Below are 24,405 nucleotides of genomic sequence, written 5' to 3'. Positions count from 1 at the left end.
GACGATCGGCCCGATCCGTCTCCCGACGGTGAGCTGGCGCGGCGCAGCATGGCGCTGGCGCGCCGCTGCGGATCAGTAGCTGTCGCTGGATCCGCCGCCGCCGGAGCGACCGCCGCCGCCGCCGCCGAACCCGGATCCACCGCCGCCGCGACCGCCGCCGCGGAAACCGCCGCCGCCACCGCGGAAGAGGAGCGCTTGCAGGGCGAACCACAGGAACCAGCGGAAGGAGGGCGAGACGATCGCGAGCAGCAGCGCCGCCACGATGGCGACGAGCGTGACGCCGACCTTGATCGGCGAGACCGGGGTGGGCGCCGGCCCGGGCGCCGGGCGCCGCTCCTCCTCGGGCGTCCCGGCGATGAGCGCACGGGCGATCTCGGTCGTCCCCTGATCGATGGCGTCCCGGAACCGATCCTGCCGGAGCAACGGGTTGATCGTCTGCCGGATGATGTCGTTCGACTGGAGGTCCGTGAGCGCCCCGCCCACGCCCTTGCCGGTCTCGATGCGGACGCGCCGCTCGGACGGGGCGATCACCAGGAGGACGCCGTTGTCGGCCCCCCGCTGGCCGAGCTGCCACGCGTTGAAGGCCTCGTACGCGACGTCCTCGATCGTCTCGCCCTCGAGCGATCCCGCCACGAAGGCGACGATCTCGAAGCCGGTCTGGCGGCGGAGGCGATCGAGCTTCTGGTCGAGGTAGAGGATGTCGGACGGGCCGAGCCGCCCGGCGGTGTCGACGACGTGCCCCGTGAGCTTCGGCGGCGTGAACTCGGCGAGGGCGGGCCGGGCGACGAGCGCGCAGACCAGCGCGATCGCGGCGGCGATCGCCCTGGCCACGGCCCGCAGCCGCGCTCCGCCCGAGATTGCCTGGCCCATCACCGCCCCCTCCTCTCAGAACGCGACCTTGGGCGCCGACTGGACCTCGGGGGAGGCGGTGAAGTACACGCGCGGCTTGAACGGCTGGCCCGTCGCCTTGTTCACCACCTGGCCCCGGATCTTCAGGAGCTCCGCGTTGTACTCGCGCGCCGCCTGGTTGTACTCCTCGCGCGCTCGAAGGATGCGGTTCTCGATGCCCTCCAGCTGGACCTGGAGGCTGTGGAAGCTCTGGTTGGCCTTGAGATCGGGGTACTGCTCCTGCACCACGAGGAGCCGCGAGAGCGAGCCGCTGAGCTGCTCCTGCGCCTTCTGGAAAGCCTGCACCTTCTCGGGGTCGGTCAGGTCCTCGGCCTTCAGCTGGACGCTGGTGGCGCGGGCGCGCGCCTCGGCGACGCTCGCAAGCGTCTGCTCTTCGTGCTTGGCCGACGCCTTCACCACCGCCACGAGGTTCGGGACGAGATCGTAACGCCGCTGGAGGTTCGCCTCGAGATCCGACCACTTCTGGGCCGCGATCTGATCCTTCTCGACGAGCACGTCGTAGCGCTGGCAGCCGACGACAGACGTCATGAGGGCGAGCACCGCCAAGAACACGGAAAACACCGCGAGGCGCTTCCGAAATGTCGATTTGTGAACAATCCGCATGACTGACTCCAGGGTCGCTTGCGTTACCCGACGGGTAAGGCGTCGCGCCGTGTCATGCAAAACCTCGGCCTCGTCGCGGTCGCGGGGTGTCCCGCCGGCGCCCCGGCGACGTGGTACCCTTCGCCTGCGCGATCGCGCCCGGGGCTCTCGCAGCAGGAGGGCCACACGCGTGGCGCACCGCCACAGCCGCCAGTCCCGATGAGCCATCGCCCGCGCATCGCAGCCCATTCGCTCAGCCCTGCAGCTTATGCGCCGTACGGCGACATCCTCATGGCCTCGCCGCACGGCCAGCCCGGCAGGCCGGCCAACCAGGGGACCGCCCGCCGCTTCGATCACCTCGCCGCGATCGAGAACCTCCGCCCCGGGCACGCGGCGCTGAACGTCTCGGTGTTCCGCTGCGCTCCGCGCTCGAGCTCTCCGCTGCCGCTCGCGCTGCTCGAGAAGCACCCCGGCTCGACGCAGGCGTTCGTGCCGATGAACGCGCGGCGCTACCTCGTCGTCGTCGCCCTGGGCGGCGACCGGCCCGACCTCACGACGCTCGCCGCCTTCATCGCCCACGGCGCCCAGGGCATCACCTATCGCCCCGGCGTCTGGCACCACCCCATGATCGCGCTCGACGCCGAGGCCGACTTCGTCTGTCTGGTCTGGGAAGACGGCTCCCCCGGCGACTGCGCCGTCGTCGAGTACGCCGAGGGCGAGCGGGTCACGATCGCGATCGATCCCTGACGCCGCTCCGCCCCGCCGCCCCGGCGAGGTGCGGCGCCCGCGCAGGCGGGGCCGCGGCGGAGGCGGTCCCGCCGGGCCGCGATGGGCCGCAGCCTCCGGGGGCGCGCCGCGCTATAGAGGCGCCCCCGACCCATCCATGCGCCGCTCGACCCCCAATTGCTCGTTCGTCGCGCAGGAGCAGCGAAGGCTGCTCGCCGCGCTCGATTCCCTCGACGTCGCCGACGTCGCCCGCATCCTCGAGGAGTTCGTCACCGACGAGCGCAGGGCCCGGCTGCGCGGCGTCATCGCGGCGCGGCTCGACGCGGTCACCGTCGCCATGGACGCGCCGCACGACCCGCACAACGGGGCCGCCGTGCTCCGGTCGTGCGACGCGTTCGGCCTGCAGCGGCTGCACATCATCGAGCGCGCCGAGGCGTTCCTCGTGTCGAACACCGTCTCGCGCGGCTCCGAGCGCTGGGTCGACGTGCGCACGCACGCGACCACCGAGGCCGCGGTCGCGGCGCTCCGCGCCTCGGGGCACGAGCTCGTCGCGACCCGCCCGGACGGCGAGCTGACCCCGCGCGATCTCGCGGGCATCCCCCGCCTCGCGCTGGTGCTCGGCAACGAGCGCGACGGGATCCGCCCCGACCTCGCCGCCGCCTGCGCCCGCGCCGTGCGCGTCCCGATGCGGGGCTTCGCGGAGAGCCTCAACGTGAGCGTCACCGCGGCGATCCTGCTCGAGCAGGCGACCAGCGGCCGGCCCGGCGATCTGCCCGAGCCCTACCAGACGAGCCTCTACGCCCGCGCGCTGGTGCTCACCGTCCCCCACGCGGCGGAGATCCTGGCCGCGCGGGGCATGCGCCTGCCGCCGCCGCTCGGAGGAGCGCCGCCCCCTCCGCCGAAGCCGCGCGGCCCCAAGCCGCGGACGCCCGCCGCGGCCCCCGCGCGGGAAGAGCGCGGCGCCGGCGCCCCGCAGGAGCCCGAAGGCGGCTAGCATGCAGCCCCCCATGCGAACCCCCGGTCCCCCGCGGCGCGAGCGCCGCCCCCGCGGCGCCGTCCCGAAGGCGCCCCGCGGCCCCCGCGCGCGCCTCGCCGGCGTGCGCTGGGCGCTGGGCGCGGCGCTCGCGGCCCTGCTCCTCGCCGGCTGCATCGAGGTGCCGCCGCCTCCGCCCAAGCCGCCCCTCGAGCCGAAGGACCTCAAGGTCCCCGAGGGCGTCGGGCTCGAGATGGCCTGCACGCCGACGGGGGTCGAGCTCTGCTTCGACGCCCGCGACAACAACTGCAACGGCGTGATCGACGAGGGGTGCGGGCTCCACACCGGGATCCTCCAGTTCACGATCGCCTGGGAAGAGGCCGAGGCCGACGTCGATCTCAACGTCTACGATCCGGCCGGAGAGCTCGCCCGCGTCGGGGAGCCGACGGCGAGCGGCCTCATGAAGGATCGCGACTGCCCGCGCGTGAGCGGCGAGTGCCAGGAGCAGAACGTGGAGAACGTCTTCCTCACCGAGGGCGAGCCGGCCCGGGGCCGCTACCGCGTCGTCGTGCGGCTCGACAAGCTGAACGACGCGACGGCGCCCGTCCGCGTCCGCCTGAGCGCGCGGGTCGGCCAGCGCTCGTACAGCATGGCGCTCGACCTGTCTCCCTCGCCCGCGAGCGAGGAGAAGAGCGTCGAGTTCACGCTCTGAGCCCCGGCGGGCACACCTCCGGCCCGAGCGCGATCCGCGAGCGCGCGCACCAGCGACTCCGCCCTTGCAGGAACGGGATCCAGCGACAGCGATCCGCGCGCTTCACCGCCGCCGCGCGGTTGACGTCCGCCATCCCCCCACCTTAAAAGATGTGGCCATTTTGCACCCGGAGACGTCCCGCGAATGAATCCCATTTGGATGCTCACATTGCTCGTCGGCCTCTTCGCCGCCTTTGCGTGGAGCGCCAACCGGCGTTGGCAGCTCCTCAAGGTCGGGCGCGGGGAAAACCGGCTCGACCGGCTCGCCGAGCGCCTCAAAGGCACCTGGGAGTACGCCTTCCGCCAGCGGAAGATGGGTTACTACCCGCTCGCCGGGCTGGCGCATAAGCTCATCTTCTTCGGATTCCTGGTTCTCCTGCTCCGCACGCTGATCCTGTGGGGGCGCGGCTTCGACCCGGCGTTCGACCTGTGGATCCTGGGGCACGACCCGGTGCGGCTCCCGGGCATCGGCGCGGTGCCGCTCGGCGGCATCTACGAGTTCGTGAAGGACGTCATGGCGTCGCTGGTCGTCGCCGGCGCGCTCGTGTTCATCTACTACCGGGCGATCAAGCGCGAGCGGCGCATGACCCTGTCGGGCGAGGGGCTGCTCATCCTCGGCATCATCCTCACGATGATGGTGAGCGACATGCTCTATGACGGCGCCTCGCTGGTGCTGCACCACCGCTGGTCGACCGCGGCGTGCGCGTCCGGCGACGCGGCGCTCTGCGAGCGCGTCGCCACCGTGACCGCCCCGTTCGCGGGCGTCCCCGCGGACCCGGCGGCGCTCCGCTGGCACCTGTTCCCCGCCCCGGCGGGCTCGCTGTTCGCCGTGCTGCTGAGCGGCGCGAGCCCCGGGGCCCTCGTCGTCCTCGCGCACGTCGGGTTCTGGACGCACGTCACGCTGGTGCTCGTGTTCCTGAACCTGCTCCCGCACTCGAAGCACTTCCACATCATCACGTCGATCCCGAACGTCTTCGCGCGCAACCTCGACCCGCGCGGCCGGCTGCCGCTCGTCGCGGGCAGCGCCGAGGCGATCGGCGAGATGGTCATGAAGGCCGCCGAGGAGCCCGAGAAGGCCGAGCCGGTCGGCATCGGGCGCGTTGAGGACTTCACCTGGAAGGCGATCCTCGACTTCTACACGTGCACCGAGTGCGGCCGCTGCAGCGACAACTGTCCGGCCCACAAGACGGGCAAGATCCTGAGCCCCAAGCAGCTCACGCTCGACCTGCGCGACCACCTGTACGGCCGCGAAGCCGAGTTCCTCAACCGGCCCGGCGGCCCGCGGGGCGAGGGCAACGGCCACGCGGCGCAGGCGAACGGCCACGCCGGCGACGGGGCGGCGGCGGCGCAGGACGGCCAGGGCGCGGAGGCGCAGGAGGGCGCCGGGCACGCGGAGCAGGCGGCGCCGGAGAACCCGGTCCCGACCCCGGAGGCGGGGTACAAGCCGGTCGACCTCGTGGCGAACGTCGTCCACCCGGACGTGCTCTGGGCCTGCACGACGTGCCGGGCCTGCGAGGAGCAGTGCCCGGTGATGATCAGCTACGTCGACAAGATCGTCTCGATGCGCCGCCACCTGGTCATGGTGAAGGGCGAGTTCCCGGCCGAGCTCGGCAATCCGTTCAACGCGATCGAGGTCAACGGCAACCCGTGGAACCTCGCGCGCATCGATCGCGCAAACTGGGCCGAGGGGCTCGAGATCCCGACGATGGCCGAGAAGCCGCAGGCGCCGGTGCTCTACTGGGTCGGCTGCGCGGCGAGCTACGACGACCGCGCGAAGAAGATCGCGCGCGCGACCGCGCGGCTCCTGAAGGCGGCCGGCGTCGACTTCGCGATCCTCGGCCAGGAGGAGACCTGCACCGGCGACCCGGCGCGCCGCGCGGGCAACGAGTACCTCTTCGCGATGCTGGCCGAGCAGAACGCCGCGACCCTGAACGGCTACAAGGAGCAGGGCGGCATCCGGAAGATCGTCACGACCTGCCCCCACTGCTTCAACACGCTCGCCAACGAGTACCCGGACTTCGGCGCGAAGTTCGAGGTCGTGCACCACACGGACTTCCTGCTCGGCCTGGTCGCCGAGAAGAAGCTCGTCCCCAAGAAGCCGGTCGAGGGGAAGGTCGTCTTCCACGACTCCTGCTACCTCGGCCGCTACAACGACGTGTACGAGCAGCCGCGCGACATCCTGAAGCGCATCCCCGGCGTGCAGCTCGTCGAGGCCGAGGGGTGGAACCGGCAGAAGGGGCTCTGCTGCGGCGCCGGCGGCGCGCAGATGTGGATGGAGGAGCAGAACAAGGACCGCGTGAACGTCAAGCGGACGCTGCAGCTGCTCCAGACCGAGGCGAAGACGATCGCGACCGCGTGCCCGTTCTGCCAGACGATGATCACCGACGGGCTCAAGGATCAGTCCAAGGAGGACTCGATCCGCCAGCTCGATGTGGTCGAGCTGCTCGAAGAGAGCTGCGCCCTCGACCGCCCGGCCGGCAGCCGCGCCGCTCAGGAGGCCGCCGGCTCCGAGGCGGCCGCCAGCGCCTAGCTTCCCCTACATTTCCGTTGCGAACGCACGCGGGACCGCCGCGCCGTGAGGCCCATGGCGTACGATCCCGCGTGTTTACCCACATTTGCGCCCTGGAGCAGGCCTGACGAGGATCAGGCACAGCCTTCTCGTGCGTCCCGTCTCGGCCTGAGCTAGATTCGGCCGTGCCGCCGGAGGTGGATGTGATTGAAGGCGCTCTGAAGGGGACCGCGAACCTGGACCCCCGCCCTACGCTGGAGGGAGCCGCGAATGCGGAGCACCGGCTCAGGGGGACATTGACTCACCCGATCTGCATCTCGGTCGATGCGGTCGCCGACAGCGCGCTGCGCGCGCATCAAGCAGCCTCGGGCGCGACCGAGCTCCGCTGCGACGTGTGCGACGCGGCCATCGAGGGCGAGCCCGCCGGGCGCGGCCTCTACGTGTGGTCGCGCGGCGATGAGCTCCGGTTCGAGGAGCCCGCCCTGTGCGGCGGCTGCGCCGTCGCCATCGGAATGACCGCGCTGTCCGCCTGGAACGTCGAGGAAGAAGAGGGCTGAGCCCGCCTCCGCGGCCGCGTCGAGGGGCGACGGGCGCGGGCCGCGCCGCCGCCCGGCGGCTCGCTCCACCTCAGCATCCCGTCAGAACGCCTCGCCAATCGCCAGGTTCACGGCGATGGGCAGCACGCCGAACAGCGCGTTCGGGGTCCGCTCGTCCTCGGGCCAGCCTTCCTCCCCGGGCGTGCACTTGCCGAAGACCTGCATGCACGGGACGCGGTAGCCGACGTCGAAGCGCAGCGGGCCGACCGGCGTGGTGTAGCGCAGCCCGACGCCGGCCGAGAGGTGCGGCCGCTGCGCCCCCGAGCGGAACAGGCTGAGCTCCCGGGTGACGTCGCCCGCGTCGGCGAAGATCACGGTGCCGAAGCTCTCGCCGAGCGGTATCCGGAGCTCCAGGCTCGCCTCCCAGAGCAGCCGGCCGCCGATGGGGACCAGCGGGGCCTCATCTCCCTGGACCTCCCCTTGGCCGGTCAGGCTCGGCACGCGGGCGTGGGGACCGACCTCGTTGAACCCGTAGCCGCGGTTGCTCGTCGCGCCGCCGCTGAAGAACCCGCGGAACTGCATGAGCTGGACGTCGGCCCCCACGTCCGCCCGGCAGCCCGCCCGGGCCGGATCGTCCTCCGCGAGGGTGTCGCACCGGGTCACATCCGCCGACGACGCGTCGCCGTAGCCGCTCGGGAACAGCCACCCGGTCGTCATGCGGAAGCCGAGGGTCCATCTCCTCGAGACGGGGAGGTAGGCGCGAAACTCGGGCTGGAGGCGGAGGTCGCGCGCGGCGCGGACCTCGTGCCCGACGATGGCGTTCGCCAGCTCGGTGTCGAAGCGCAAGTACCCGGCGAGCTGCGCGTCGAGCGCCACGTAGTAGCCATGGTGAGGGGTCAGCCGGTCCGGCTTGCCCGCCCGGTTCAGGCGGCGATCGTAGGACACGAGCGCTTGCAGATAGGGGATGAAGATGGACTGGAACCCCAGCGGCAGCGGCACGTCGTTGTAGGTGAACGGGCTGTTGAGCTGAACGTTGTAGAGGAGGGCCGCGTTCAGGTCCGATTTCAGGAACGGCCGCTCCAAACCGATGGAACCGACGTACTCGCGGTAGCCGACGATCGCGTGCTCCGGGGGCTCCGGAGGAGTGTTTGCCGCATTTCCTGGCTCCACCTCTTCCGGTTTCTTTGCCGCATCGGGCTTGGTGCAAAACTCACCGGTCCGCGGGCAATAGAGCTTGAACGAGCCGCGCAGCACCGCGGCCGTGCGCCGCTCGAACGCCCCCGGCTGGCGGAGCTCGGACCGGAGCTGGATCTCCGGCAGGAGGCGAAAGGTGTCCCCGAGATCCTCGCCGAACAGGGTCGAGAACTCGACCGGATAGAAGACCAGCCCCGGCCGGGCCTCGATGTTGAACCGGCGCAGACCGCCGAGGAAGTTGCGATCCTCCCACCCGGCGACGAGGTGCGCCTCGACGCGCGAGCCGACCTCGGCGCCGCCGCCGAGCTTCACGGCGCGCAGCGCGGCCGGCTCCACGGAGAACGTCACGGGGACGACCGGGCTCCTCGGCTGGCCCGGCGGCGCGAGCTCGGGCTTCACGGCGACGGCGCCGAACACGCCGAAATCGGCCAGCGCCTGCTCCGCCTCCGAGAGCGCCGCGGTCGAGAAGCGCTCGCCCTCCTCGATGCCGATCGCCGTCCTGACCGGCCCCTCCGGCAGCTCGCCGAGCCCCTCCAGCTTCACCTTGCCGAACGTGCACTCGGGGCCGAGCTCGATCGTGTAGCGGACCCGCGCCTCGTTCTTCACGAGGTCGACGTCGACGTGCCCCTCGACCGTCGCGTAGGCGAAGCCGCGATCCGTGAGCACGCGGAGCAGCGCCTTCTTCAGCTCCTCGTACTGCTCCTCCTCCAGGCGCTCGCCGATGCGGAGCCGGGCCTTCGCGTCGGTCACCGGCCGGACGACGTCCTTGCCCTTCTCCAGGGTCCAGTCCCGCCACTCCAGGTCCACCGAGGCGATCTTCACCGGCTGCCCCTCGGAGACGACGATGCGCACCCGCACGCGCCCCTCCTTGCCGGGGCCGCCGGTCCGCTGCACCCGCGCCGCGCGCGCCCGCGCGTTGTAGAACCCGCGCGCCCGGTAGTACCGCTCGATGCGGGCCATGTCCCGCTCGAGGACGAACCGGTCGAACCGCTCGTACTCGACCGTGAGCGCGTCCCAGATGCTCAGGATCGGCACGTGCTCGAGCGGGCCGATCAGATGCGAGCTCTCCGCCGTCGCGATCCGCTCGGCGAGCTCGTCGCCGCTGATCACCTCGTCGCCGTCGAACGAGACCTCCTCGATGGCGCACCCGCTGAGGTCCGGGCGCGTGCACGCCGGCGGTTGACGCGAAGCGGCACAGGCGGAGACCCCCAGCGCTGCGAGCGCCGTGAGCGCTGCAGCGGCCGATCGCGACGGCGGGACCTGAACACCTGAAAGAGAACTTTCGGTTGAGCCGGCGACGAGGCGATCGCCCCGGTGTGCGCGATGGCGAGGATTCAACGTTAGGCCCGTATTTTCGATATGCTGCCGTCCACTTCGGCCGCCGGAGGCCCGCTCCGAGTCTGAGCGGGCCTCGGAGCGGCGCGAGCGAGGGAGAGCCTACGAGATGGCAGAGCCGACGCAAAAGGAACCTGGTGCCGGTGGGTACCCGGGATATGGATTGCCGCACGAACCTGGGGCGCCCGCGAGCGCCGGCGCGCCGTACGGAGGCCCGCCTCCCGAGGAGCGGCGCGGCGCCCTGAAGGCGCTCGTGGCGATCGGCGGCCTCGCCTACGCCGGCGCGATCGCGGTGCCGGCGGCGACGTTCCTCGCCGGTCCCGCCGGCACTGCCGGCGCGTCAAGCGGGCGCGAGCGCTGGGTCCGGGTCGGGCGCCTCGCGGATCTGCCGCCGGGAGAGCCCCGACGCCTCAAGGTGATCGGCGAGGAGCGCGACGCCTTCACGGTCGCCAAGGACCAGATGCTCGGCGCCATCTGGGTCATCCGCGAGGGCGAGAAGATCCGCGCGATGAGCGCCACATGCCCGCACCTCGGCTGCGGCATCGAGCTCAACGACGACAAGAAGAGCTTCAACTGCCCGTGCCACGCGTCGCGCTTCGCCCTGTCGGGCGCGCCGGAGACGGGGCCGTCCCCGCGGCCGATGGATCCGCTCGCGACGCGGGTCGTGGACGGCTGGGTCGAGGTGGACTTCCGGCGCTACCGTGACGGGACCGCCGAGCTCCAGGAGATCGCAGGATGAGCTTCGGCGACTGGCTGAACGAGCGCGTCGGCTACCGCGAGCCCCTCCGCCGCCTGCTCGACGAGCCCATCCCCGGCGGCGCGCGCATCGGCTACGTCTGGGGCGGCGCGCTCGCGCTGCTGCTGCTCATCGAGGCCGTCACGGGCGCGCTGCTCATGACGGCGTACGCGCCGAGCGCGACCACGGCGTGGGCGAGCGTCGCGCACATCAACTTCACCCTGCGCGCCGGGTGGCTCATCCGGGGCCTCCACTACTTCGGAGCGCAGGCGCTCGTCATCCTGGTCGCGGTCCACGTGGCGCAGCTCGCGATCCACGGGGCGTACCGCGCGCCGCGCGAGGTCGGCTGGTTCCTGAAGCTCGGCCTGCTGCTGATGATCCTCGGCTTCGCCTTCACCGGCAACCCGCTCCCGTGGGACCAGGACGGCTACTGGGGCACGCGCGTCGAGACGGGCATCATGGGCGCGGTCCCCGTCGTCGGGACGCTCACGCAAGAGCTCGTGGTCGGCGGCAGCTCGCTCGGCCACATGACGCTGACGCGGCTCTACGCGCTGCACGTGTTCGTGCTGCCGGCGGCCACGGCCCTGCTGCTCGCCGGGAGCTTCGCGCTGTTCCGCAAGCACGGCTTCGGCGCGCCCCACGGCGCGAACCTCTCGAAGGCGGACCGGTTCTTCCCGAAGCAGCTCGGCATGATCCTCCTCGCCGGCGCGGTCGCGCTCGTCGTCCTCTTCGATCTCGCGGCCATCGAGCACGGCGCGCCCCTCGAGGCGCCCGCGGACCCGGTCAGCGACTACACCGCCCGCCCGGCGTGGTACTTCCGCCCGCTCTTCGAGCTGCGCAAGTTCTTCCCCGGCTCGCTGGAGCTCATCGCGACCGTCGGCTTGCCGGCGGTGATCGGGCTGTACCTCGCCCTGCTCCCGTTCATCGACAGGAAGCCCGGCCCGCTCCGCGCGCGCCTGCCGGCGCTCGCGCCGCTGTTCCTGATCGGCCTAGGGGCCGCCGGCCTCCTCGCGAAATCGTTCGCGTCCGACGCGAAGGACGAGGGCTACCAGCGCTCGCAGGCGCAGAACGCCCAGCGGACCGCGCGCGCGATCGCGCTGTTCAAGCAGGGCGTCCCGCCCGAGGGCGCGCTCGCGATGCTGCGCAACGATCCGGAGACGCGCGGCGAGGACCTCTACAAGAAGGAGTGCGCGAGCTGCCACCGGCTGAACGATCTCGGCCCGCCCAAGGACAAGCAGACGGCGCCGGACCTCACCGGGTTCGGGACGAAGGCGTGGGCGCTCGAGGTGCTGAGGGATCCCGACGCCGACCACCTCTTCGGCAAGACGCCGTTCAAGGAGATGATGCCGTCGGTGGTCAAGCCGCCGGCGGATCCCGAGGCGGCGAAGGTGTTCACGCCGATGAGCGCGGCCGACCAGGAGACGATCGCCGCGTTCCTCGAGGCGCAGGCGCGCGGGGAGCCGAGCGCCGGGACCGCGGGGGAGAAGCTGGTCCGGCAGCGGTGCACGAGCTGCCACCGGCTCGACGGCAAGACCGACGACGAGGAGTCGGCCGCGCCCGAGCTCCGCGGCTGGGCCTCGGTCGCGTGGATCGAGGCGCAGATCGCGAACCCCGGCAGCGGCAAGGCCTACCCGCCGGCGGCCATGGCGAAGGACCTCGAGGGCCACATGCCGGCGTTCGAGGAGAAGATCTCCGCGAACGACCGGAAGATCCTCGCCGCCTGGGTGTACCGCCGCGGCCTCGGCGAGGCCGCGGCCGGCGCCAAGGCGCCCGAGAAGAAGCCCTGAGCGAGCCGCGCTCGGGCCCCCGCCGTCCCAGACCTCCCTCCGCTCGCCCTTCCTCTCGATGAACGCCGGCGCGCGCTGATCCGTTCGGGTCGCGGCGCGCTGCCGGCGCTCGCGCGCACGCCCCGGCGCGCACGCCGGCATGCGCGGTGCTGTGCGTCCCCGAGGGCGGGGGCCGGTGGCGACATCGTGCACGGTCGCCTCCCACGCCGGCGTGCGCGCGGCGCTCGCCTCGACGGCGGCGGCGCGCGCGCGCCCAGAAAGAGCAGGATCCGTGGACCTGGATGCGGCCGTGAAGCATCACTTCCCGTGGATCGCGGGCACGCTGATCGCGTCCGCTGCCTACTTCCAGGCAGCGGGGGTCTCGCACCTGCTCGGGAGGACGATCATCCCGGACAGAGCCGCGGGCGTCGCGCCCCTGCCGCGGGTCTCCGGCCGCGCGCAGCGGAACGACCTGCACGCGACGAACGCCGACGCGATCCTGCAGCGCAACCCGTTCGACTCGGCGACGGGGCCGCTCCTGCCGCCGCCGGGCGGCGCCCCCGAGGCGCGCGCGGCCGCGGCGGGCGGCGATCCGTGGCGCGATCCGCTCTGCGACGCCGGGCGCGTGGTGCTCATCGCGGCCTCGCGGGACGACGCGTGGTCGTTCGCGGCCATCGAGGGCCCCGACGGGCGGACGCAGCTCCGGCGGCTCGGCGGCGACGCGCCGGGGGGCACGCTCGCGCGCATCGCCTGGGACCGCGTCTGGATCGCCGCGGGCGGCGCGCGCTGCCAGCTACAGCTCGGAAAGAGCGCGCGCGCGGCGGCGCCGGAGCCGCAGCCGCCGCCGCGGCCCCAGGCGACGCCGGTCGGCGGCGAGGGCGGCCTGAGCTCGATCCCGCCGGAGATCGCCGCCCGCATCCGGCGGGTGAGCGCCACGGAGTTCAACGTCGACCGGTCGGCGGTCGACCAGATCCTCGAGCAGCAGGCGCTCCTCATGCGCTCCGCTCGGGTGATCCCGGAGCGGCAAGGGGGCCGGGTCGTCGGGCTGAAGCTCAGGATCAAGCGGGGCTCGCTGCTCGAGTCGCTCGGGCTGGAGAGCGGCGACTCGCTGCGGTCGATCAACGGCTTCGACGTCACCGATCCGCAGAAGGCGCTGGAGGCCTACGCGCGGCTCCGGACCGCGAACCACCTGTCCGTGGCGATCGAGCGCGGCGGCCAGCTGATGACGGTCGACTTCAACATCCGCTGAAGACGCCGCGCCTTGGGCGGCGCCCCGCGCGCTCAGCCGAGGGCGTCGAGCGTCGCCTTGGCCGCCCGACCCGAGAGCGACTGCGGCGCGACCGACTCCCACCACGCCGCCGCGTGCTGCTCGGTCCACTCGGCGTCCAGGCGGAGCGCGGCGAGCCGCTCGGATAGCTCGCGCGCCGACTGCGGCCGCTTCGCCGGGTCCTTCTCCAGGCAGTCGAGGACGAGGCGGTCGAGCGCCGGCGGGATCGGGCGCCCCGCGCGCTTCGACGGCGCGACGGGCGCCTCCGTGGCGTGGAGCAGCACCATCTTCATCGCGGTCTCGGCCTCGAACACGAGCGCGCCCGTGAGCAGCCAGTAGGCGACGCACCCGAGCGCGTAGATGTCCGTCCGGCCGTCGATCGGTCGGTCGCCGACCACCACCTCCGGGGCCATGAACGCGGGCGTCCCGGTGATCGCGTTGTCCGCCGTCAGCGTGGAGGGGGCCGCGTCCTTCTTGCGCACGGCGACGAGCCCGAAATCGAGCACCTTCAAGAAATCGAGATCCGCGCCGTAGCGGCACAGGAAGAGGTTGGCGGGCTTGATGTCGCGGTGCACCAGGAAGGCCCTGTGCGCCTCGTGCAGCGAGTGGCAGGCCTGCCGCAGCAGGTGGACCACCCGCGCGGGCGGCTGCGGGCCGTCCAGCTTGACGAGCGTGTCGAGGTCCATGCCGTCGAGCAGCTCCATCACGTAGTAGAACGACCCGTCGCGGGCGACGCCGAAGTCGAAGATGCCGATCGTGTGCGGCGACCTGAGCGCCGCGGTCGCCTGCGCCTCGCGCTCGAACCGCGCCTTCGCGTTGCCGCCGCTCGCCGCCTCGCCCTGGAACGCCTCCGGGCGGATCAGCTTCACGGCCGCGGGGCGCGCGAGCATGCGGTGCTTCGCCCGCCACACCTCGCCCATGCCGCCGCCGCCGAGCCGCTCGACGAGGCGGTAGCTGCCGAGCTCCCGCGCCGCGTCGAGCTTGCGCCCGAGGCCGAAGACCACGCGCGACACGAACACGGAGAGCGCGAGCGCGATGACGCTCGGGAAGAAGCGGCGGACCATCGCCTCGCGCGAGGGCATCTCCATGAAGCCCGATCGGACGAGCACCCAGAGGCACGCCGGATCGGCGAGGATCGCCAGCGTCGAGGTGAACAGGGTGCGCACGCTCGGGGCGGGGATGATGATGGGGAACATCAGCACCCAGACGGCCACGGGCGGCCAGCCCGGCAGCATCGGCCCCTCGGGCCACGGCTGCGCGTTGGTGATGACGGCGATCGAGGCGGCGCCCAGGATCTTGTAGGCGAACGAGAGGTCGACGATCCGCGGCGGCGATAGCAGCCGCCGCCGCGCGACGACGAAGAGCGCGGCCGAGACGAGCACGAACGGCAGGAAGACCGCGAAGCGGATCGGGCGGGGGCCGAGCGCGAGGCCCGGGAAGAGCTCCGACACGATGAAGCCGGCGGCGCCCACGACGATCGTGAAGAGCGCCATCCACGCGATGCGCCGCACCGCCTCCTGCTCGAGGTCCGGGGGGAGCCGCGGCGACAGCCAGTCCCAGCGCGCCCTCGCGCAGGGATTGCTGGCGTCGGGGCCGAGGAAGACGGTCTCGCTCATGCGTCGCGCGCGGCGCACGGCCGCGCCCGCCAGCCTCTAGGGGAGCACGCAGGCGGGGGGAATAGAAGAGAGCGGCGCGGCGCCCGCGCCGCGCGCTCCGGCGGTGCGCCCGCGCCGCCGGAGCACGCGCAGGGCGGCGTTACTTGGAGAAGACCTGCGCCGCCGCGATCCCGGTGCCCTTCGTCGCCTTGAGGATCACCTTGCCCGGGCCGCCGATCGGTAGCGGGTTCTTCCAGCAGCCGGAGGCCTTGCCGCCGAGCGTCGCCGCGGCGCCGGTCGTGCTGTCCTGCGCGAGGACGACGGGCGGCAGCCCGGGCGCCGGCTGCGACACGAGCTGGATGTCGAGCTCCTGGACGCCGATGCCGATGCCGACGACCGTGTAGCACTTGCCGGCCGAGATGGTGATGTCCTGCTCGAGCGTCTGGCCCTCCTGGAACTGCGCCGCGAACGGCCCGCCGTCCGCCTTCATGCCCGGCGCCTCCGTCGTGCCCATCCCCTGCAGGACGGGCGTCGCGGCCACCGCGGCGACCGGCGGGATCGGCGTGGCGGCCGTGCCCGCCGGCGCGGCCGTGGCCGTCGTCGTGGGCACCGTCGTCGCGGGCGTCGTCGGCACGGCCGACGCGCACCACTGGCCCGGCGGGCACGGGTTGCTCGGGTCGATCGTCGGCTCAGGCGTCGACGAGCACGCCAGCGCTCCGAGCGCGGCCAGGGAGAGCGGGAGTACCTGGAAGACACGCATCATGAAAATGCTCCTTCGATGGGCATGAGCTCGCCCGATCACTGAACGAGGTGCCGGCGCTTCTTACACCGGCTGCGGTTCGACGTGTGGGCCGAGCGCGCGACGCAGCGGACTCGACAGCGCGGCGGCGACGGGCGGCAACGGAGGCAACGGACGCCAACGGACCGGGCCCGCTGCCGCCGCGCCGCTTTGCGCCCCGCGCGCGCCGTGCTATCCGAGGTTTGCCTGCGCGGTCTTGCAATTCCAAGTAGTTAAACTATACACGTGATTCGCGTCACCTGCGTGGGACGGCAGCGCGCGCCCAGTGGTGGACCTCCGCAGCGTGCCTTGCCTCCTGGCCTCCTCCGGCCCAGGCGGCGTGCTCACGCCGTGAGGGGGCCGTCCCGCTGTGTCCTGAGCGCCCGGCGTCGTCGCGCGGATAACGCGCATCCGTCGGAGCAGCCATGAGCCAGGATCAAAAGCCCCCTCCCGCCGAAGGCAGCGCCCTCTGGTACAAGGACGCGATCATCTACGAGGTCCATGTCCGCGCGTTCAGCGACTCGAACGCCGACGGCATCGGCGACTTCGAGGGGCTCGTCGACAAGCTCGACTACCTCCAGGATCTCGGCGTCACTGCGATCTGGCTCCTGCCGTTTTACCCATCGCCGCTGCGCGACGGCGGATACGACATCGCGGACTACACGAACATCAACCCGTCTTACGGGACGCGGCGCGAGTTCGCCCGCCTCCTGCGCGAGGCGCACCGCCGCGACATCCGCGTCATCACCGAGCTCGTCCTGAACCACACCTCGAACGAGCATGAGTGGTTCCAGCGGGCGCGGACCTCGCCCAAGGGCTCACGCTGGCGCGACTTCTACGTCTGGAGCGACACGCCCCACCGCTACAAGGACGCCCGGATCATCTTCAAGGATTTCGAGACGTCGAACTGGGCGTGGGATCCGGTGGCCAACGCCTATTACTGGCACCGCTTCTACTCCCACCAGCCCGACCTCAACTTCGAGAACCCGGACGTGCACGCCGCCGTGTTCAAGGTGGTCGACTTCTGGCTCGAGATGGGCGTCGACGGCCTGCGGCTCGACGCCGTGCCGTACCTCTACGAGCGCGACGGCACGAACTGCGAGAACCTGCCGGAGACGCACGAGTTCTTGCGGAAGCTCCGGCGGCACATCGACGCGAACTTCTCCGATCGCATGCTCCTCGCCGAGGCCAACCAGTGGCCCGCCGACGCCGCGGCGTACTTCGGGAACGGCGACGAGTGCCACATGAACTTCCACTTCCCGCTCATGCCCAGGATGTTCATGGCGGTGGAGCTCGAGGACAGCTTCCCGATCGTCAACATCCTGAAGCAGACGCCCGTGGTCCACGAGACCTGCCAGTGGGCGACGTTCCTCCGGAACCACGACGAGCTCACGCTCGAGATGGTGACCGACGAGGACCGGGACTACATGTACCGCGTCTACGCGCAGGAGCACACCGCGCGGATCAACCTGGGCATCCGGCGGCGGCTCGCCCCGCTCATGAAGACGCGGCGCCGGATCGAGCTGATGACCGCGCTGCTCTTCTCGCTGCCGGGGACGCCCGTCCTCTATTACGGCGACGAGATCGGGATGGGCGACAACATCTATCTCGGCGACCGCGACGGCGTGCGCACGCCGATGCAGTGGAGCGCCGACCGGAACGCCGGCTTCTCCCGGGCGAACCCGCAGAAGCTCTACCTGCCGATCATCATCGACCCCGAGTACCACTACGAGGCGATCAACGTCGAGGCGCAGCAGCAGAACCCCGCCTCGCTCCTCTGGTGGATGAAGCGGCTCATCACCCTGCGCAAGCAGAACAAGGTGCTTGGCCGCGGCACGATCGAGTTCCTGCACCCGGACAACAGCAAGGTGCTCGCGTTCATCCGCGCGTACGGGGACGAGCGGCTGCTCATCGTGGCGAACCTGTCGCGGTACGCGCAGCACGTCGAGCTCGACCTCGCGCGCTTCGAGGGCATGGTGCCGGTCGAGCTGTTCGGCAGGAGCCGCTTCCCGGAGATCACGAGCCGCTGTTACCCGCTGTCGCTCGGGCCGCACGACTTCTTCTGGTTCGCGCTGGAGCCGGCGACGCCGGCGGCGTCCGTGGGCGAGGCCCAGGCGGTGCCCGCGATCTCGACGAGGGGCTCGTGGTGGACGCTCCTCTCGCCCGAGGGGCGCAGGGCGCTCGAGCCGGCGCTCGGGAAGTTCATCGCGGCGCGGCGCTGGTTCCGCGGCAAGGCGCGCACCCGGCGCGCGACGACGCTCGCGGACGTCATCCCGATCCTGCGCAGCGAGCAGACGGTGGCCGAGCACTACCTCCTGCTCGTGCGCATCGAGTACACCGACGGCTCGCCGGAGACGTACGTCGTGCCGGTCGGCTTCGCCACGGGCGATTCGGCGCGGACGCTCGCCGCGCGGACGCGCCACGCGGTGATCGCCGACGTCACGGTGCGCGATCCGGAGCCCGAGGCCGCGGCGGCGCCGGAGGGCGTCCTGTACGACGCGCTGACGACGCCGGAGTTCGCCGCGCTCATCCTCGCCGCGATCCGCGCGCAGGGCGCCGCGACCGGCGCCGCCGGCGAGCTCCAGGCGCTGCCGTTCGGGACGACGCTCGAGGCGCTCGGCGCGGACGGAGAGCTCCCGGCGCGCGTCGCCGAGAGCGAGCAGAGCAACACCACCATCATTTACGGCGACAAGCTGCTCCTCAAGATCTTCCGGCAGGTCGAGGAGGGCATCAACCCGGAGCTCGAGATCGGCAGGTTCCTGACCGACCACCAGTTCCCCGCGACGCCGCGGCTCGCCGGGGCCATCGAGTACCAGGGCCGCGGCCGCGAGCCGACCACGGTGGCGATGCTCCAGGAGTACGTGCAGAGCCAGAGCGACGCGTGGACGAGCACGCTCGAGTCGCTGAACCGCTTCTTCGAGCGGGTGCTCGCCGACGAGGGGTCGGTGAAGGGGAGCGTGCCGCCGATGCCGGCCGGCACGCTCGTCGATGCGTCGCGCGCGGCGCCGCCTCCGGTCGTGAACCAGCTCATGGGCACCGAGCTCGTGAGGATACGGCTGCTCGGCGAGCGCACCGCGCAGCTCCACCTCACGCTCGGCCAGGAGAGCAAGAACCCCGCGTTCGGGCAGCAGCCATTCACGACGCTGCACCAGCAGTCGATCTTCCAGTCGGCGCACGGCATGCTCGCGCGCACCTTCACGCTGCTCCGGAAGCGCGAGCGCTCGCTCCCCGAGAACGTGCGCGAGCAGGTGTCGGCGATGCTGCAGCGCGAGGCAGAGATCAACGCCAAGCTCCAGCAGATCGTGTCGAGGAAGTTCGACGTCACCCGCATCCGGACGCACGGCGACTTCCACCTCGGCCAGGTGCTCTCGACGGGCGACGACTTCATCCTGATCGATTTCGAGGGGGAGCCGGCGAGGCCGCTGAGCGAGCGCCGCTACAAGCGCGGCCCGCTCCGGGACGTTGGCGGGATGCTGCGCTCGTTCGACTACGCCGGCGCCTCGGCGCTCCGGGACGCTCGCCTCCGGCCCGAGGACGTCACCGTCCTCAAGCCGTGGACCGACGCCTGGGTGGCGTGGATCTCCGCGAGCTACCTCGCGGGATACCTGGAGACGATCGCGCGCGCTCAGGCGGACGCCCAGCCGCGGACGGACGAGACGGCGCCGTACGTGCCCGCGAGCGACGCCGATACGGTGCTCCTGCTCGACTTCTACCAGCTCGAGAAGTGCATCTACGAGGTCGGCTACGAGCTCAACAACCGGCCCGATTGGCTGGACATCCCGCTGCGCGGGCTGGAGCGCTTGATTACGCCCAGGGCGTAAATCAGCACCCCGGTCCCCTTCCCCTCCCTTTCCTTTCCGGTCAGACCTGCTCGGGCGCGCCCGGCTCGGAGCGCGCCCGAGGCGTGGCGCTCGCCGGGACGCGACGGCTTCCTCGCCCGGCACGCTCGCGCGGCGGTGCGCGGCGAGGAGGTGCCGGGCGCGCTTGCCTCGGCGCGAAGAGAGAGGAGATGCCTTGGCCCGGAGCCATCGGCCCGTTCGGCAGACGAAGAGTCGAGTCGTTCGGCGGCTTCCTCTGGTAGGGTGTCGGCCTGCGCCGAAGAGAGCCCGGGAGCGCGGTTGACATGAACCTCGGGCCAGGAGGTCCTACCCAGTGAGCAGGATATCGCAACTCGGCCTGGGACTGTGCATTGCCGCTGCTCTCCTGATTTTCTCATCCACCGGTCGCGCCGAGCCCACAAAAGCGCCGGAGAGGGAGCCCGTCGAAGGTGCGGTGGCCCGCCTGCGCGCGCAGGCGAACGCCGCGCAGGCGGAGGGCCGCTTCGCGGAGTCGCGCGACATGTGGCAGGCGATATGGGGGATGGAGCGCTCGCAGGTCGCCGCCTGCAACATCGGGGCGCTCTCTTACCGGATCGGGGACGCGCCCGCTGCCGTGCGCTGGCTGTCGCTCTGCAAGGAGATCATGCGGCCGCCGAGCACGCCAGAGGAACGTGAGCTGTACGAGTCGCGGCTGTTCGACCTGGCGCGCGCGCGCCAGCTCGTGGGCGAGATCCGCATCGCCCTTCCCGCCGGGGCGTCGTGCACCATCGACGGAGAGCCGGTCACGATCGAGCGCGACAAGCTCATCCCGGTCAACCCTGGACGCCACACGATCGCCGCGACGCTGAACGGCGCCGCCGTCCGCGTCGACGTGGATGTCCGCCGCGGGGAGCTCCGCGACGTCCGGCTCGATGTGCCGGCTCCGGCGCTCAGGCCGACGGCGCCGAGGGCCCCTGCCCTCGCGAGCGCGCCGCCCGCCTCCAGGCTGCGGACCGGCCTCATCCTCGGGGGCGCCGCGGCCTCGACGCTCTTCCTGGCGCTCGGCGGCGGGCTGATGATCGTGGCGCACGAGGCGGAGATGAGCCGGAACGAGACCGCGCGCAGCGTCGGCGGCAACAACTGCCTTCGCCTCATCGCGCCGGAATGCAAGCGGGCCGCCAGGTACGAGGACACCATGTTCATGGCGCGCGAGTTCGGCGCCGCCAGCTTCATCGCCGGCGGCGTCCTGGCGGCCGGCACCCTCGGGATTGCGCTCTTCACCGAGGCTTCACCGAGCCCGCGCGCCGAGGTCACCGCGTCGGCCAGCGGCATCGCGCTCCGCGGCGCGTGGTGAGCCAGCCCCTCCGCTGAGCCCGCCGGCGCGCTGGACGACGCGGGCGCCGCCATTATCCTCGAGCGCTGGTGGGGCGATGATCCGGCTGGAGCTCGCAGGCGCGCATACGCGGGTGCACTCGACGCTGTGCGGCGCCTGCCCGCAGGGGTCGACCGGCTGCTGCGCCAGCCCGCCGGGGGTCGAGTGGTCGGACGTCGGGCGGATCGTGTCGCTCGGCGGCGCAGGCTGGCTGCTCGATCAGATGACCGCGGGCAACCTGCGCCCCGGCCGCCGCGGCCTGCTCATCCTGCGCGTCGAGCCCCAGGGCGGCGACGGCCACGCGCTGCCGAAGCGGTGCGTGTTCCACGGCTCCGAGGGGTGCACCATCCCGCCCGAGCGGCGCGCCGCGACGTGCAATTACTATGTCTGCGACGACGCCTTCGCGCACGGGGGCGAGGGTCGCGGCGACCCTGAAGCGCTGGCCGGCCGCAGGGCCCAGGACGCGCTCGTGGACCTCTACGGCCGCTGGGATCTCGAGCTCGCCGCGCTCATCCGTGAAGGCTGGCCAGACGGCCCTACGTGGAATCAGGATTTTCTCGTCTGGCTCGGTCGACACTACGATCGCCTCGCCGCCACTGCAGCGTCCGCCGCTCGGGCGCTCCGGGCTGGATAGTCCATCACGCGCGCCGGAGCGCTGGAGTCGGCAAGCAGGGCCACATTTTTCTATCATCAGCGCAATTCCCTCGCCGAAAAGGCGGTCAATGCATGATTTTTGTGGCGCAGTTGCTTGGACGCTCGCCGTGTTGCGACATACTCGTGCCCTCGATGGCTTGGCCGTATCCGGGGGCAATGGTGTGCCCGCTCGGGTCGCGCCGAGGAAAGGAGACTTATGTCACGGTGGTTGAAGCTCTCGTTGCTTGCCCTTGGTGCCAGCGCTCTCTTGGCTGCGTGCGGAGACGACGGAGAATCGCCCGCTGGGTCCAGCAGCACGTCGAGCGGCGCGAGCACGTCGGCCGCGACCGGCTCGGGCGGCGGCGGCGGGGGCGACGGCGGGAACGGCGGCGGTGACGGCGGGAGCGGCGGCGACGGCGGGAGCGGCGGCGACGGCGGGAGCGGCGGCGACGGCGGGAGCGGCGGCGGCGGGTCCCTGCAGGCCGAGGCGGAGTTCCTGGAGCTCAACGCGAGCGGCCTGAGCGGGACTGCGACGTTCACGCAGTCCGGAGAGGAGGTGACGCTTACCATCACGGTATCCGGCTGCCCTGCCGGCGAGCACTCCGCTCACATCCACGAGAACAAGAGCTGCGAGGAGAACGGCAACGCTGCGGGCGCCCACTGGATCCCGAACGGAGAAGGGCTCGGCAGCTTCACGTGCGATGAGGATGGCCAGGGCACGCACACGGTCAAGCGCGGGACCGACGTCTGGACCGTCGGCGGCGACGCGGCCACCGACGTGACGAAATATTCGATCGTCGTCCACGCTGCGGCAGACCCGAACGCCGGCGGCCGCATCGGCTGCGGCCTCATCGAGCAGGAGTAACCCTCCGCGGAGCTCCTCTGTGGAGCTCTCCTGTCCGGGCCCTCCGAGCGTCGCGCCGCTTCCCGGCTGGCTCGCGCTCTCCGGGCCCGGGCCGCTCGCGACGTCCGTCAGGCGCGCCAGCGTGGGACTCGGCCGCGCCGGTTGCGGCGACCCGCATACGAGACCGCCACGACGCCAAGCGTGCCGACAAGCTCCCTTGTCGGCGTCGCTGACGCCACGGCAGGTCACCCTCTTCTCGCGGGACTTCCCTTGTCTGCGTCGCTGGCGCCACGGCGGCTCCGCCGCTCCTCGCGGGAGCACCGGTATCGACGCAGCGGGCTCGCGCCGCCGTCCGATCGCCTGGCGCGTGGACAGCGGGCCAGCCGGCGAGGCGCGGAGTCTCTACTTCGGAGGCATCCCCGTGACCTCCTGACGGCGGAGGGTCACGGTGCGCTCGACGACGTCGGACGCGGAGAGCTGCAGGAAGATCGACTCGTCGAACCAGCCGGACCTGGACACCACGACGACCTGCATCCCCCGAGGGAGCTCGATGCTGAGCGGCGTCGTGCCGAGCATGCTGCCGTTCCAGCTCACGTTCGCGTCCGCGGGCTCGCTCCGGATCGTCACCTTGGCCTTCGCCACGTTCGGCTCGACCGCCTGATCGACCGCGGAGTCGGGGGGAGGCTGCGTCGACACGACAGGCTCCACCGGCTCCGCCGGTCTCCCGCGGAGCACCGCGACGGCCGACACGGCCAGCAGCGCCGCCACGCCGAGCGCGGAGGCGAGATACCCGCGCTGCCGCCACGACGAGACGCGCCCCACCGTCGCGCCCAGGCTGTCGGGGTCGACGGCCGCAGGCTCATGCTGGTGGTTCGTGGGGCTGCTGTGATCGGTGAGGACGGGCAGCGCCGCCGCGGTCGCGGAGGGCCACATGGAGCGGTTCATCCCCATGACCATCGACGCGCGCGGGAACTCGCCGACCATCGAGGCGCGCTGGATGTCGCCCGCGACGTCCAGCGAGGTCAGGTACTCGAACTGCGCGGTGACCTGCTGGCGCACGAGCGCCCTGCTCTCCGCGAACATCGCGAGCACGTGCGCGCCGAGCTGCTCGGTGCGGACATCCTCGCCCGAGCCCCGCAGGTAGCTCTCCAGCGCGTCGCCCATCTCCTGCGCGGTGGCGAACCGTCGCGCCGGGTCCCGCTGGAGCGCCCGCTCCACGATCTCGTCGAGCGCCGGATCGATGTCCGGCACGACGGTGGAGAGCCGCGGGATGTCCCGCGTGAGCAGCTGGTGCATCACGGCGACATGATCGCCGTCGAAGAGCCGCCGCATCGCCAGGAGCTCCCAGAGCACGATGCCGATCGCGAAGATGTCGGCCCGCCGGTCGACGTCGCCGCTCGCCATCGCCTGCTCGGGCGCGGCGTACGCCATCTTGCCCTTGAACGTCCCACTCTCGGTGTGCGCCGCGTTCAGGGACGCCTTCGCAACGCCGAAATCGACGATCTTCACCGCGCCGTCGTACGTGATGAAGATGTTGTGCGGCGAGACGTCGCGGTGCACGACGCCGAGCAGGCGGCCGTCGAAATCCGTGAGCTCATGCGCGTAGTGCAGCCCGCGCAGCGCCTCGACGACGATCCTGACCCACACCGGGCGCGTGAAGCTCGCGGCGCCGGGACAGCCGCTGACCACCGCCCTCACGATGTCCTTGAGCGGCTGCCCCTCGAGGTACTCCATCACGATGAAGTACCCGCCGCTCTCGCCCCCGATCTCGTAGGTCTGAACGACGTTCGGGTGATTGAGCCGGGCCGAGAGCTTGGCCTCGTCCAGGAACATCAGGACGTAGCGCGGGTCCTCCGCCATCCCGACGCGGAGACACTTCACAACGACAAGCTTGTTGAACGACCCGGGCCCGCGGGAAACGGCGAGGAACACATCCGCCATTCCCCCACGGCCTAATTTTGCAACCAGGCGGTATCGACCAAGCAAGCTATTGCTCACTTGCTTGTTCGTCGAGATGGTTTGGCCGCCTGCATTCACGACATCCCCCGCTATAAGAGCTTAATTACCCCGTTGACCCCAAGTTTGCAAAGACTTTTATGTTTG

18 protein-coding genes are annotated in these 24,405 nt (G+C 71.6%); 12 read left to right on the top strand and 6 right to left on the bottom strand.

Going from position 1 to position 24,405, the window contains the following annotated elements; genetic code table 11:
- Window positions 1-72: 72 nt before the first annotated feature.
- Window positions 73-870, bottom strand: a complete 798-nt coding sequence (locus NQZ70_RS03110; RefSeq protein WP_129572893.1) for a YgcG family protein — start codon at window positions 868-870, stop codon at window positions 73-75.
- Window positions 871-885: 15 nt separating this feature from the next.
- A complete protein-coding gene (locus NQZ70_RS03105) occupies window positions 886-1,437 on the bottom strand; it encodes a LemA family protein (RefSeq protein ID WP_237244973.1) in 552 nt (183 codons plus the stop codon).
- Window positions 1,438-1,710: 273 nt separating this feature from the next.
- Between NQZ70_RS03105 and NQZ70_RS03100 the strand changes: the two genes are divergently transcribed.
- The 5 genes from NQZ70_RS03100 (at window position 1,711) to NQZ70_RS03080 (ending at window position 7,006) form a co-directional block, all read left to right on the top strand.
- Window positions 1,711-2,238, top strand: coding sequence for an ureidoglycolate lyase (locus NQZ70_RS03100; protein WP_129572891.1), 528 nt, complete (start codon window positions 1,711-1,713; stop codon window positions 2,236-2,238).
- 136 nt (window positions 2,239-2,374) lie between these two features.
- Entirely contained in the window at window positions 2,375-3,211 is an 837-nt protein-coding gene (locus tag NQZ70_RS03095) for an RNA methyltransferase (RefSeq protein ID WP_129572890.1), read from the top strand.
- A gap of 13 nt (window positions 3,212-3,224) precedes the next feature.
- Complete coding sequence (locus NQZ70_RS03090; RefSeq protein ID WP_129572889.1) at window positions 3,225-3,902, top strand: hypothetical protein; 678 nt, start codon at window positions 3,225-3,227, stop codon at window positions 3,900-3,902.
- Window positions 3,903-4,100: 198 nt separating this feature from the next.
- On the top strand, window positions 4,101-6,470 hold the full coding sequence (locus NQZ70_RS03085; protein ID WP_237244972.1) for a (Fe-S)-binding protein: 2,370 nt from the start codon (window positions 4,101-4,103) through the stop codon (window positions 6,468-6,470).
- A 182-nt stretch (window positions 6,471-6,652) separates the two neighbouring features.
- On the top strand, window positions 6,653-7,006 hold the full coding sequence (locus NQZ70_RS03080) for a hypothetical protein (RefSeq protein ID WP_207217729.1): 354 nt from the start codon (window positions 6,653-6,655) through the stop codon (window positions 7,004-7,006).
- An 81-nt stretch (window positions 7,007-7,087) separates the two neighbouring features.
- Here NQZ70_RS03080 and NQZ70_RS03075 read toward each other — a convergent pair whose 3' ends face one another.
- Entirely contained in the window at window positions 7,088-9,391 is a 2,304-nt protein-coding gene (locus tag NQZ70_RS03075) for an outer membrane protein assembly factor (protein WP_257792784.1), read from the bottom strand.
- A 286-nt stretch (window positions 9,392-9,677) separates the two neighbouring features.
- On the opposite strand from NQZ70_RS03075, the gene NQZ70_RS03070 reads away from it, so the two are divergent.
- The 3 genes from NQZ70_RS03070 to gspC all read left to right on the top strand — a co-directional run bounded on the left by NQZ70_RS03070 (window position 9,678) and on the right by gspC (window position 13,265).
- Window positions 9,678-10,253: a ubiquinol-cytochrome c reductase iron-sulfur subunit gene (locus NQZ70_RS03070; RefSeq protein WP_237244970.1), complete on the top strand. Its 576-nt coding sequence runs from the start codon at window positions 9,678-9,680 to the stop codon at window positions 10,251-10,253.
- Window positions 10,250-12,037, top strand: coding sequence for a cytochrome b N-terminal domain-containing protein (locus NQZ70_RS03065; RefSeq protein ID WP_129572885.1), 1,788 nt, complete (start codon window positions 10,250-10,252; stop codon window positions 12,035-12,037). The genes NQZ70_RS03070 and NQZ70_RS03065 overlap by 4 nt, the downstream gene beginning before the upstream one ends.
- Window positions 12,038-12,308: 271 nt before the next feature.
- A complete protein-coding gene (gene gspC, locus NQZ70_RS03060) occupies window positions 12,309-13,265 on the top strand; it encodes a type II secretion system protein GspC (protein WP_129572884.1) in 957 nt (318 codons plus the stop codon).
- A 32-nt stretch (window positions 13,266-13,297) separates the two neighbouring features.
- Here the strand turns inward: gspC and NQZ70_RS03055 are convergent, their stop codons facing one another.
- Both NQZ70_RS03055 and NQZ70_RS03050 read right to left on the bottom strand, forming a co-directional pair.
- Window positions 13,298-14,899 carry a serine/threonine-protein kinase gene (locus NQZ70_RS03055; protein ID WP_129572883.1) on the bottom strand — a complete coding sequence of 534 codons (1,602 nt, stop codon included), beginning with the start codon at window positions 14,897-14,899 and terminating at the stop codon, window positions 13,298-13,300.
- Between the two features lie 139 nt (window positions 14,900-15,038).
- Entirely contained in the window at window positions 15,039-15,641 is a 603-nt protein-coding gene (locus NQZ70_RS03050; RefSeq protein ID WP_129572882.1) for a hypothetical protein, read from the bottom strand.
- 440 nt (window positions 15,642-16,081) lie between these two features.
- Between NQZ70_RS03050 and treS the strand changes: the two genes are divergently transcribed.
- The 4 genes from treS to NQZ70_RS03030 all read left to right on the top strand — a co-directional run bounded on the left by treS (window position 16,082) and on the right by NQZ70_RS03030 (window position 22,323).
- Window positions 16,082-19,477 (top strand): maltose alpha-D-glucosyltransferase, encoded by a 3,396-nt coding sequence (gene treS, locus NQZ70_RS03045; RefSeq protein ID WP_129572881.1) that lies wholly within the window; start codon window positions 16,082-16,084, stop codon window positions 19,475-19,477.
- A 451-nt stretch (window positions 19,478-19,928) separates the two neighbouring features.
- Window positions 19,929-20,807 (top strand): hypothetical protein, encoded by an 879-nt coding sequence (locus tag NQZ70_RS03040; RefSeq protein ID WP_129572880.1) that lies wholly within the window; start codon window positions 19,929-19,931, stop codon window positions 20,805-20,807.
- 76 nt (window positions 20,808-20,883) lie between these two features.
- A complete protein-coding gene (locus NQZ70_RS03035; RefSeq protein ID WP_129572879.1) occupies window positions 20,884-21,459 on the top strand; it encodes a hypothetical protein in 576 nt (191 codons plus the stop codon).
- A gap of 216 nt (window positions 21,460-21,675) precedes the next feature.
- Entirely contained in the window at window positions 21,676-22,323 is a 648-nt protein-coding gene (locus NQZ70_RS03030) for a superoxide dismutase family protein (RefSeq protein WP_129572878.1), read from the top strand.
- A gap of 381 nt (window positions 22,324-22,704) precedes the next feature.
- Here NQZ70_RS03030 and NQZ70_RS03025 read toward each other — a convergent pair whose 3' ends face one another.
- Window positions 22,705-24,300: a serine/threonine-protein kinase gene (locus NQZ70_RS03025; protein ID WP_257792765.1), complete on the bottom strand. Its 1,596-nt coding sequence runs from the start codon at window positions 24,298-24,300 to the stop codon at window positions 22,705-22,707.
- Window positions 24,301-24,405: the final 105 nt, after the last annotated feature.

The sequence above is a fragment of the Sorangium sp. So ce836 genome (assembly GCF_028553905.1).
Classification (GTDB): Bacteria; Myxococcota_A; Polyangia; order Polyangiales; family Polyangiaceae; genus Sorangium; species Sorangium cellulosum_D.
This window is presented reverse-complemented; position numbering and strand designations above follow the sequence as displayed.

Coding starts and splice junctions, on each gene's coding strand:
- NQZ70_RS03090 (WP_129572889.1), top strand. CDS start 3,225: ATGCGAACCCCCGGTCCCCCGCGGCGCGAGCGCCGCCCCCGCGGCGCC.
- NQZ70_RS03100 (WP_129572891.1), top strand. CDS start 1,711: ATGAGCCATCGCCCGCGCATCGCAGCCCATTCGCTCAGCCCTGCAGCT.
- treS (WP_129572881.1), top strand. CDS start 16,082: ATGAGCCAGGATCAAAAGCCCCCTCCCGCCGAAGGCAGCGCCCTCTGG.
- NQZ70_RS03050 (WP_129572882.1), bottom strand. CDS start 15,641: ATGATGCGTGTCTTCCAGGTACTCCCGCTCTCCCTGGCCGCGCTCGGA.
- NQZ70_RS03095 (WP_129572890.1), top strand. CDS start 2,375: ATGCGCCGCTCGACCCCCAATTGCTCGTTCGTCGCGCAGGAGCAGCGA.
- NQZ70_RS03030 (WP_129572878.1), top strand. CDS start 21,676: ATGTCACGGTGGTTGAAGCTCTCGTTGCTTGCCCTTGGTGCCAGCGCT.
- NQZ70_RS03035 (WP_129572879.1), top strand. CDS start 20,884: ATGATCCGGCTGGAGCTCGCAGGCGCGCATACGCGGGTGCACTCGACG.
- NQZ70_RS03105 (WP_237244973.1), bottom strand. CDS start 1,437: ATGACGTCTGTCGTCGGCTGCCAGCGCTACGACGTGCTCGTCGAGAAG.
- NQZ70_RS03110 (WP_129572893.1), bottom strand. CDS start 870: ATGGGCCAGGCAATCTCGGGCGGAGCGCGGCTGCGGGCCGTGGCCAGG.
- NQZ70_RS03055 (WP_129572883.1), bottom strand. CDS start 14,899: ATGAGCGAGACCGTCTTCCTCGGCCCCGACGCCAGCAATCCCTGCGCG.
- NQZ70_RS03065 (WP_129572885.1), top strand. CDS start 10,250: ATGAGCTTCGGCGACTGGCTGAACGAGCGCGTCGGCTACCGCGAGCCC.
- NQZ70_RS03085 (WP_237244972.1), top strand. CDS start 4,101: ATGCTCACATTGCTCGTCGGCCTCTTCGCCGCCTTTGCGTGGAGCGCC.